General features: G+C 73.8%; 8 protein-coding genes. 7 read left to right on the plus strand and 1 reads right to left on the minus strand.

The features are described from left to right. Positions 1 to 25: 25 nt before the first annotated feature. The 6 genes from ACGFMK_RS41855 to ACGFMK_RS41880 all read left to right on the plus strand — a co-directional run bounded on the left by ACGFMK_RS41855 (position 26) and on the right by ACGFMK_RS41880 (position 7,514). Entirely contained in the window at positions 26 to 1,867 is a 1,842-nt protein-coding gene (locus ACGFMK_RS41855) for a dynamin family protein (RefSeq protein WP_392775215.1), read from the plus strand. Then, entirely contained in the window at positions 1,864 to 3,339 is a 1,476-nt protein-coding gene (locus ACGFMK_RS41860) for a dynamin family protein (RefSeq protein WP_392775218.1), read from the plus strand. The genes ACGFMK_RS41855 and ACGFMK_RS41860 overlap by 4 nt, the downstream gene beginning before the upstream one ends. Further along, on the plus strand, positions 3,336 to 4,595 hold the full coding sequence (locus ACGFMK_RS41865; protein ID WP_392775220.1) for a hypothetical protein: 1,260 nt from the start codon (positions 3,336 to 3,338) through the stop codon (positions 4,593 to 4,595). The genes ACGFMK_RS41860 and ACGFMK_RS41865 overlap by 4 nt, the downstream gene beginning before the upstream one ends. 5 nt (positions 4,596 to 4,600) lie before the next feature. Beyond that, positions 4,601 to 6,229: an Hsp70 family protein gene (locus tag ACGFMK_RS41870; protein ID WP_392775223.1), complete on the plus strand. Its 1,629-nt coding sequence runs from the start codon at positions 4,601 to 4,603 to the stop codon at positions 6,227 to 6,229. 238 nt (positions 6,230 to 6,467) lie between these two features. Continuing rightward, on the plus strand, positions 6,468 to 6,797 hold the full coding sequence (cutA, locus tag ACGFMK_RS41875; RefSeq protein ID WP_392775226.1) for a divalent-cation tolerance protein CutA: 330 nt from the start codon (positions 6,468 to 6,470) through the stop codon (positions 6,795 to 6,797). 9 nt (positions 6,798 to 6,806) lie between these two features. Further along, positions 6,807 to 7,514, plus strand: a complete 708-nt coding sequence (locus tag ACGFMK_RS41880) for an RraA family protein (protein ID WP_392775229.1) — start codon at positions 6,807 to 6,809, stop codon at positions 7,512 to 7,514. 1 nt (position 7,515) lies between these two features. On the opposite strand, the gene ACGFMK_RS41885 is transcribed toward ACGFMK_RS41880, so the two are convergent. Next, entirely contained in the window at positions 7,516 to 7,890 is a 375-nt protein-coding gene (locus tag ACGFMK_RS41885; protein WP_392775232.1) for an STAS domain-containing protein, read from the minus strand. 455 nt (positions 7,891 to 8,345) lie between these two features. Between ACGFMK_RS41885 and ACGFMK_RS41890 the strand changes: the two genes are divergently transcribed. Then, a complete protein-coding gene (locus ACGFMK_RS41890; protein WP_392775235.1) occupies positions 8,346 to 9,056 on the plus strand; it encodes a phosphotransferase in 711 nt (236 codons plus the stop codon). Positions 9,057 to 9,781 lie beyond the last annotated feature (725 nt).

A 9,781-nucleotide genomic window follows, 5' to 3' on the forward strand; every position in this document is an offset into this window, starting at 1 on the left:
CCGGCTTGAGGAAGAGGGAGCGGTCATGCAGGAGCCGAGCGGCGGGGGGCGCATCGCCCTCGACACACTCGACCTTGCCGTCAAGGGTGCCAAGGCCTACGGACGGGACGACCTCGTCCAGCGCCTCACCGACGCCCGGCGCCTGCTGTCCGAGCCCGACATCACCGTCTACGTCGTCGGGGAATTCAAGCAGGGCAAGAGTTCCCTGATCAACGCCCTGCTCACCGCCAAGATCTGCCCGGTCGACGACGACATCGCGACCGCGGTGCCGACGGTCGTCCGGTTCGCGCCGGAGTCCGGGGCCCTGGCGACCTACGAGCCGGCCGATCCGTCGTCGCCGCCGTGGACCGAGCGGATCTCCCTCGACGACCTGCCGACCCACGTGAGCGAAGCCGGGAACCCGGGCAACGTGCGCAAGCTCAAGTCCGTCACCGCGTCGATCAGCCGCCAGCTGCTCTCCGGCGGCCTGGTGCTGGTCGACACCCCCGGCGTCGGCGGCCTCGGTTCGCTGCACAACGCCGTCACCGTCAGCTCCCTGCCGCGGGCGCACGCCGTCCTGTTCCTCTCCGACGCCTCGCAGGAGCTGACCGCCGCCGAGCTGCGGTTCCTGCGCACGGTCAAGGAACTCTGCCCGTCGGTGTTCTTCGTCCTCACCAAAACCGACCTCTACCCGCACTGGCGCCGGATCCTCGAGCTCAACGCCGGCCACCTCGACGCCTGCGGCATCACCATCGACACCATCGCGGTGTCCTCCGAACTGCGCACCGTCGCGGCCCGCTCGGCCGACCAGGAGATGAACGTCGAGTCCGGCTTCCCGCAGCTGGTGAAGCACCTCCAGGGTGTCGTCGGCGACGCCGAACGCTCCGCGCTCAACGCCGTCGGCCTGCACGTCGGGTCGGCCGTCGGCCAGCTGCACGCCGCCCTGCGGTCGCGCCGCACCTCGCTGGCGCACCCCGAGCAGTCCGCCGCGCTCATCGCGGAGCTGACCCGCGTGAACGACCGCGTCGACGCCCTGCGCAGCCAGTCTTCCCGGTGGCAGCAAATCCTCTTCGACGGGTTCGCCGACATTTCGTCCGATGTGGACTACGACCTGCGCGCCCGTTCCCGCGGTGTGCTGCACGAGGCCGAAGAAGCCATCGAGGAGGGCGACCCGGCCAAGAACTGGCCCGAGTTCGAGAAGTGGCTGCGGCAGCGGCTGGCGAACGAGACGCTGGAGAACTACGCGACGTTCGTCAAGCAGGCCCGCGGCCTGGCCGGCCGGGTCGCCGAGCACTTCGAGCTCGCCGAGTCGCAGGCCGTGCTGCCGCGCGAGGTGCAGGCGCCGGTGACCGTCGTCGAGGAGATCGACATCGACTCGTCGTTCACCGGGGTCAAGACCCGCGGCACCACCGGGATGGCCGCGTTCCAGAAGGCCTACAGCGGTTTCCTGATGTTCTCCATGCTCACGAAGATGGCCGCGCTGGCCATCCCGACGCCGTTCGGCATCGCGGCCGGCCTGCTCATGGGCCGCTCCGGCTTCCTCGACGAGCGCAAGCGGCAGCTGGAGAAACGCCGCAGCCTGGCCAAGACCGCGGTCCGCCGGTTCGTCGACGAGTTCAACCTCCAGGTGGGCAAGGACTCCCGCGACGCGATGCGCACCGTCCAAAGAGAACTCCGCGACGCCTACAGCGCGCGCGTCGAAGAACTGCAGCGCTCCCTGACCGAGGCGCTGGCCGCGGCGAAGAAGGCCGTGGTCGAAGACGAGTCGGAGACGGGCGAGCTGAAACGGCTGGAGGCCGACATCGAAGCCCTCGAGGTGCTGGGCCGCCGCGCCGACGAACTCACCCTGCGCAGCACCCCGAAACCCGTCCCGGCGGTGACCCGATGACCCCGTTGTACATCCAGGTCCGCGGGCTGGTGGCCCGCGCCTGCGCCGGGTACGCCGGCACCCCCGCCGAGCCGATGCTCCGGCAGATCGCCGGCCGCCTGGCCGAACCCCTGCGGGTCGCCATCGCGGGCCGCGTCAAGGCCGGGAAGTCCACTTTGCTCAACGCGCTGGTCGGCCAGGAGCTGGCCGCGACGGACGCGGGGGAGTGCACCCGGGTCGTCACCTGGTACCGCAACGGCCCGACCTACCGGATCATGCTGCACCCCGTCCGCGGGATGCCGCGCCAGCTGCCGTTCGGCCGGCTCAGCGGCACCCTCGGCCTCGAGCTCGGCATGGCGCCGGACGACGTCGACCGCCTGGTCGTCGACTGGCCGTCCCCCGCGCTGCGGGCCATGACGCTGATCGACACCCCCGGGCTGGGTTCGGCGCGGGCGTCGGTCTCCGAGCGCACCGAGGTCGCGCTGGTGCCGGACCGTGACGGCGTCGGCACCGCGGACGCCGTCGTCTACCTGATGCGGCACGTGCACGGCGACGACGTCCGGTTCCTGGAGGCCTTCCACGACGACCCCGCCGAACGGCGCCCGGTCAACACGATCGGCGTGCTGTCCCGGGCCGACGAGGTCGGGCACGCCCGCACGGACGCGCTCGACTCCGCGGCGAAGGTCGCCGAGCGCTACGCCCGTGACCCGCGGGTTCGCGGGCTCTGCCAGACCGTGGTCCCGGTGGCCGGCCTGCTGGCCAGCTCCGCCGCGTCCCTGAAGGAGGCCGAGTACCGCGCGTTCGGGCTGCTGGCCGCCGCTCCTGAGGCGGAGCTGGCACGCCTGCTGACGTCGGCGGACCGGTTCGCCCGCGCGGAGTCCGAAGTGGACGTCCCGGTGGCGCAGCGCGCGGACCTGCTGAACCGGTACGGCCTGTTCGGCGTCCGGCTGGCCGTCGAGCTGACCGGCGGCGGCCTGGTGACGGGCGCGCGAGCGCTGTCGGGGGAGCTGCTGGCCCGCAGCGGCCTGCACCGCCTCCGGTCGCTGCTGACCACCCAGTTCGCCGCGCGCGCCGACGTCCTCAAGGCGCGCTCGGCGTTGCAGGCGGTCGAGCTGGTGTTGCGGGCCTACCCGGATCGCACCGGCGGGCTGCTGCACGAATGGGAACGCATCGTCGCCGGGGCGCACGAGTTCGCCGAGATCCAGCTGATCGACTCGATCCGGCTCGGGGTCGTGCTGTTCACCACGGACGAGGCCCGGGACGCCGAACGGCTGCTCGGCGCGACCGGGGTGGACGTGCCGAGCCGGCTGGGGCTGCCGGCCGGCGCGGGCCGCACGGCGATCCGGCAGGCGCTCGGCACGCAGCTGCTGAGGTGGCAGCGGCGCGCCGAGCACCCGGCCTCGCCGCGCGACGTCCGCGACGCCGCCCGCGTCCTCGTCCGCACCTGTGAAGGAATCCTGCTCAGCGAAGCACGGGCGGAGGTCCTGTCGTGAGCGACCACGTGCAGGGGAAGATCAAGAAAGCGGTCACGGCCGTCGCCGGGGCCACCGTCTCCGAGGTGCTGGGCAACGCGCTCACCCCGGGGTCGCCGAGCGCGCCGCCGCCCCAGCCGGAGCCGGCCGCGGCCGAGACGCCGCAGGCGGCGCCGTCCGGCCACGAGTACGTGCCGCACGTGGAGACCACCACGGTCACCCGCGGCGAGGACGGGTCCGTCGAGGCGCAAACCGGCACGACCTGGCACCCGGAGACCACCGACGGCACGCCCCTGGCGGACCTGCCGACCGTCGAGGAGTTCGAGCAGATCGACGTCCACGAGGACGCGTTCGGCAACTTCGTCATCGACGCGACGGAACGCTTCGTCGTCCACAACCACGGCCGCGACGAGGTCTACGTCGACCACCAGCACCTGGTCGTGCCCGGCGACGGCACCCCCGGCGACACGGACATCGACATCTTCCAGGACGCCGACGTCGTGGTGCACGAGAACCCGGACGGCACGATCAGCGTCGAGCACGACGGTTCGCTGAGTTACGCGCTGACCCCGGACGCGCCGGGGCACGGCGACATCGAGGTCTTCCAGGAGGAGACGGTCGTCCTGGACGAGGCCGAGACCGGCCCGCCGGGGATCGAGGTCGGCATCACCGCCGACGAGAAGGCGGCCGCCGAGGACCCGTTCGGCGAGCCGGCCGGGCCGGCCATCCACCAGACCGAGACGGTCGGCGACCGGGCCCGCGGCACGTCGGTGACGACCTCGGTCACCGCGCCCGCGCCGTCGGTGCCCGGGCCGCCGTCGGCGCCGGTGGTCACGTTCAGCCGTCAGCCGTCCACAGTGGACGCACCGGCCGCCGCGCCGGTGGCGGCGGTCGAGTCGACGACGCTGGCGACGTCGTCCGCGCTCGCCGACCACCCGGCGTCGAAGCCGCTGAGCTTCGCGACGGAAAAGCCGAGCTTCGCGAACGAGCCCGAGCGGGCGCACCACGACGCCGGGGAAGTGACCGGCTCGCGGCCCGAACCCCGGGAAGAGCACCCGTTCGAGCCGCCGAAGGACCACCACCACGAGCCGGAGCCGGCGGACACCACCGACGAGCCGCCGGAACCACACGTCGAACACGACCAGCACGACCCGCGGCCGCCGGAGCCACCCGGCCCGCCGGAGCACGAGGAACCGCCCGAGGAGCCGCAGCCGGTTCCGGACGCGGACGAGCACCACCACTTCGATCACCAGGCGCACGCGGACGGCGGAGGCTGACAACAATGGGCTACGGACTGGGCATCGACCTCGGCACGACCTTCACGGCCGCCGCCGTCGACAGTGCCGGCCACGTCGAGATGGTGTCGCTCGGCGACCGCACGGCGGCCATCCCGTCGGTGGTGCTGCTGCGGGCGGACGGCAGCGTGCTGGTCGGCGACGCGGCGAACCGGCGGGCGGCCGTCGAGCCGGACCGGGTGGCGCGGGAGTTCAAGCGGCGGCTCGGCGACCCGACGCCGGTGCTGCTCGGCGGTGCGCCGCACTCGGTGGCTTCGCTGATGGCGCAGCTGCTCGGCCACGTCGTGCGGACGGTCGCCGGGCAGCAGGGCGCCCGGCCGGACCGGATCACGCTGACCCATCCGGCGAACTGGGGCCCGTACAAGCGGGAGCTGTTCGAGCAGGTGCCGAGGCTGACCGGGATCGACCGCGTCGGCCTGATCACCGAACCCGAGGCGGCGGCCGCGCACTACGCGGCGCAGGAACGGCTGGAGGACGGCGCCGTCGTCGCGGTGTACGACCTCGGCGGCGGCACGTTCGACGCGACCGTGCTGCGCAAGCGCGGCGGGGGCTTCGAAATCCTCGGGACCCCCGAAGGCATCGAAGGCCTCGGTGGTGTGGACTTCGACGAGGCCGTGTTCGGTCACGTCGACCGCGCGCTCGACGGGAAGCTGTCGCAGATCGACCCGGACGACCCCGGCGCGGTGGCCGCGGTGGTGCGGCTGCGCCAGGAATGCGTGCTGGCCAAGGAGGCCCTGTCCGCCGACACCGAGACGGTCGTGCCGGTGCTGCTCCCGTCGGTGCAGACCGAGGTGCGGCTGACGCGTGGTGAGTTCGAGGAGATGGTCCGGCCGTCGATCACCGCGACGATCGGTTCGCTGCACCGGGCGTTGCGGTCGGCGAACCTGCGGCCCGCCGACCTCGGCGCGGTGCTGCTGGTCGGCGGCTCGTCGCGGATTCCCCTGGTGTCGCAGCTGGTTTCGGCCGAGCTCGGCCGCCCGACCGCGGTCGACATCCACCCGAAGTACGGCGTCGCGCTCGGCGCCGCCGCGCTGGCCTCCGGCCGGTCCGGGCTGGTGCAGGCGACGCAGGCCCAGCTCCCGGTACCGGCGCCGCCGCCGCGTACGCCCCCGGCGGGGCTCGCGGTGCCCCGGACCCCGCCGGGCGGGCTCCCGGCACGGCCCGACGCCCGGCGCGCACCGGCACCGCGTGAAGAGACGCGAGCGATGGCCACACCCGGCGTGGGCGCGCCCCCGCCGCCGCTCGGCCGCGGCAAGTCCGAAGGCGCGAGCCCGGGACGCCGCGCGTCGCGCCGCGGGGTCGTGATCGGCCTGTGCGCGGTCGCGGTGGTGGCGATCGGCGGCGTCGCCGTCGCGGTGAGCAGTTCCGGCGGGGGCGCCCCGTCCGGCGACCCCACGCCGGCGGTCTCGACGAGCGAGACGCCGACGCCGGTCAGCATCCCCTCGCCGACGGACACGCCCGAGACGACCCACGTGACGGTGGCCGCACCCCACACGAACCCGCCGGTCAATACGCACCGCAAGACCCCGCCGCGGACGACGCCGCCGACCCGCACCACGACCCCGACGACGACCACCACCCCGACGACCACGACGAGCGCGAAGCCCACCCCCTGACCGCGGGGGAGTCCTGGGCGCGGGCCGAGTGCCGTCGGGGGTGCTCGGCCCGCGCCCACCCACCCGGCGTGTCGACCCCGCAATCACGTGTGCCGGCGTTCTGCTCACGAGAGCCCGGGCGCGGTCGGGGTGCTCGCGCTGTCCTACCCGGCTGCCGGTGTGGGCCGTCGCCGCGATCGCCGGCTCGGGGCCGTTCTCGGCGCACCGGCGATGAGCCGGTGCCGGTAACCTCGCGGACATGGCTGCCGAGCACGTGATCGTGACGTCCACGACCGATTCCGAAGCGGCGGCCCGCGAACTCGCCGCGCAGGCCGTCGAAGGGCGCCTCGGTGCGTGCGCGCAGGTGGTCGGCCCGGTGACCAGCGTCTACCGCTGGGAGGGCAAGGTACAGACCGACCAGGAGTGGCGGGTCGAGATCAAGACGACGGCCGACCGGGTCGCCGCGCTGACCGAGCGGATCGGGCAGCTGCACGGCTACGACCTGCCCGAGGTGATCGCCACGCCGATCGAGGGCGGCAGCGCGGAGTACCTGGCCTGGCTGACCGCGGAAACCCGCTTTCCTGACTAAAGTCAGGGAATGGAGCACGAGGAACTCAGGCGGCGCTTCGCGTCGCTGACCACCGCCCACCTCGCGGACGCCTGCGTCCGCGCCGGGCTTCCCGTCCGCTGCGCCCCCGCCGGGACCCGCGCGGTGGTGCCGGGCGGCCGGCTGGTCGGCCCGGCGATCCCGGCCCGGCACGTCGGCAGCGTCGACGTCTTCCTCGAAGCGTTCCAGCAGGCCGTCCCCGGCGGCGTCCTGGTCGTCGACAACGGCGGACGGCTCGACGAGAGCTGCGTCGGGGACCTCGTGGTGCTCGAAGCGCGCGCGGCCGGGCTCGCCGGGGTGGTGATCTGGGGCCTGCACCGCGACACCGCCGACATCCGCGAGATCGGCCTGCCCGTGTTCAGCCTGGGCTCGCTCCCGACCGGGCCACTGAGCGTCGGCCCCCGCGTGGACGGCGGGCTGGCCGAGGCGATCGTCGGGACGTGGCGGATCGGTCCCGCGGACCTGGTGCTGGGCGACGACGACGGTGTCCTGTTCGTCCCGGCGTCCCGCGCGGGGGAGCTGTTCACGCTCGCCGAGGGCATCCGGGACACCGAACGCCGTCAGGCCGACCGGATCCGGGCCGGCGAGTCGCTGCGGGAGCAGGTCGACTTCGCCGGCTTTCTCGCCGCGCGTGAAGCGGATCTGGTCCTTACCTTCCGCGCGCACCTGCGTTCCGTCGGCGGCGCGATCGAGGAGTGACTCACCGGGTGGACGAGAGGTTTTCCGACGGCAGCAGGGCGAACAGGCGGCGGACCGCGCGCGAACCCTCGGTCTCGATCGTGAGGCGGGCGGCCGCGGTGTCGGCGAGCAGCCGGGCCCGCAGCAGCGAGTTCAGCCCGGCGACGGAGAAGAACGTGACGGCGCCGAGGTCGACGACCACTTCGTCGGCCGCGGGGCCGACGTGGGCCTGCAAGACCTCGTCGAGCTTCCGCGCGGTGGCGAGGTCGATCTCACCGGCGACCCGCACGAGCACGGTGCCGGGCCGGGGCTGGAGGACGTGGATCGTGCACTGGCCGTGGGCATCCACCCAGGCCGCGGTGAGCGCGTGGTCGGCCGGTCGTGGTTCGGGAACCATCGCGGCACACCTTTCCTCGTAGCGGGGACGGCCGGACGAGGGAACGGAGACCGGCGCGCAGCCTGCCATCCCGGGCGCGGACGTCCGGCAGCGGCTGACGGCTCAACCGTGAATCATCAGCGTACTCCATCGACACTTGGTGAACCACCGCCGCCGAATTCGGTGGACAGGGGCGTCGATACCCGCTGTGATCGTCCCGCTGCCGGATCCGGCAGGTGCAGGCCGGAACGGGTGATGTGCGCGGTGGACGGCGACCTGTCCTCGGACGAAGCCACGATCACGGTGGACGTCGTCCGCCGTCTCGTCGAGACGCAGTTCCCGCGATGGGCGGGACTTCCGGTGGAACCGGCGCCGGTGCAGGGCATCGACAACGCGACCTACCGCCTGGGCCCGGACATGTCGGTGCGGCTGCCGCGGTTCGCCCGGTGGACCGGGCAGGTGAGGCGCGAGCAGGAGTGGCTGCCGAAACTGGCGCCGCGGCTGCCGCTCCCGGTCCCGCTGCCGCTGGCGAGGGACGGCCGGGCGCGGGCTACCCGTTCCCGTGGTCGGTGCTGCGCTGGCTGCCCGGCGGCCCGGTCGACCCGGACCGCGACGACGGCCTGGCGGACGGCCTCGCGGAGTTCTTCGTGGCGCTGCACGGGGCGGACGCCACCGGCGGCCCGCCACCACAGTGGAGCAACGGCTTCCGCGGCGTCGCGATGACCGACGAACGCGACTCGGCGATCGCGCCGCCCCGGCTGGCCCCGCGCATCGAGGCCCTGGCGGGTCTCGTGGACCTCGACGCGGTGGCCGCGGTCTGGGAGACGGCCCGCGCCGCACCGCCGTGGGAGGGCCCGCCGGCCTGGATCCACGGCGACCCGGCCCCGGCGAACCTGTTGTCCCGCAACGGCCGTCTCAGCGCGGTGATCGACTTCGGCACGCTGGCGGTGGGCGACCCGGCGTGCGACCTGATCGCGGCGTGGTCGGTGCTCTCCGCCGAAGGGCGCGAGCAGTTCCGCAAGGCCCTCGACGTCGACGACGCGACCTGGGCCCGCGGCCGCGGCTGGGGCTTGACGGCGGCGCTGCCCTCACGAGCGGACCTGACCGGCCCGGACCCGGCGCGGGTGGCCGCGGCGCGCCGCAGGCTGGACGAGCTGATCGCGGACCACGAGTCGGCGGTGGGGTGAGCTGGTGCGCGGCGTGCCGAGGTCGGCGGTCCTGCCGTCGCCGGCGGGGCTGGCCGATGCTGATCCGCTGCGGGTAGCTGCGGCGCGGAGGCGGGTGGCGGGCCACGTGTGGGCGGTGGGGTGAGCTGGTGCGGGCGTGCCGAGGTCGGCGGTGCTGCCGCGGGCGGGGTCGGCCGATGCGGATCCGGTGCGGGTGGCTGTGGTGCTGTGATGGTTGGAGAAGCTGATCGTGGCTCTTGTGTCGGCGTTGCGGCGGGTTGGTGTGCGGCGTGTCGAGGTCGGCGGTGCTGCCGCCGCGGGCGGGGCCGGCCGATTCGGATCCGCTGCGGGTGGCCGCGGCGCGGAGGCGGGCGGCGGACCAGTGTCTGCGTTGGTGTGCGCCGGGTGTCGAGGTAGGTGAGGGAGCTGTCGCGAAGGGAGCTGGCCGGTGCGAACCCCGTGCGAGTCGCCCCACGGCTGGATGGGCTGGTGGCGGACCACGTGTGGGCGGTGGGGTGAGCTGGTGCGCGGGGTGTCGAGGTCGGTGAGCTGCCGTCGCCAGCGAGGCTGACCGATGCGGATCCGCTGCGGGTGGCTGCCGTGCTGTGATGGTTGGAGAAGCTGATCGTGGCTCTTGTGTCGGCGCTGTGGCGGGTTGGTGTGCGGTGTGTCGAGGTCGGTGGTGCTGCCGCCGCGGGCGGGGTCGGCCGATCCGGATCCCCCGCGGGTAGCCGCGGCGCGGAGGC

The sequence above is a fragment of the Amycolatopsis sp. NPDC049252 genome, assembly GCF_043197175.1.
In the GTDB taxonomy this organism is placed as follows: Bacteria; Actinomycetota; Actinomycetes; order Mycobacteriales; family Pseudonocardiaceae; genus Amycolatopsis.

Coding starts and splice junctions, on each gene's coding strand:
- ACGFMK_RS41885 (WP_392775232.1), bottom strand. CDS start 7,890: ATGGTTCCCGAACCACGACCGGCCGACCACGCGCTCACCGCGGCCTGG.
- ACGFMK_RS41870 (WP_392775223.1), top strand. CDS start 4,601: ATGGGCTACGGACTGGGCATCGACCTCGGCACGACCTTCACGGCCGCC.
- ACGFMK_RS41860 (WP_392775218.1), top strand. CDS start 1,864: ATGACCCCGTTGTACATCCAGGTCCGCGGGCTGGTGGCCCGCGCCTGC.
- ACGFMK_RS41880 (WP_392775229.1), top strand. CDS start 6,807: ATGGAGCACGAGGAACTCAGGCGGCGCTTCGCGTCGCTGACCACCGCC.
- cutA (WP_392775226.1), top strand. CDS start 6,468: ATGGCTGCCGAGCACGTGATCGTGACGTCCACGACCGATTCCGAAGCG.
- ACGFMK_RS41855 (WP_392775215.1), top strand. CDS start 26: ATGCAGGAGCCGAGCGGCGGGGGGCGCATCGCCCTCGACACACTCGAC.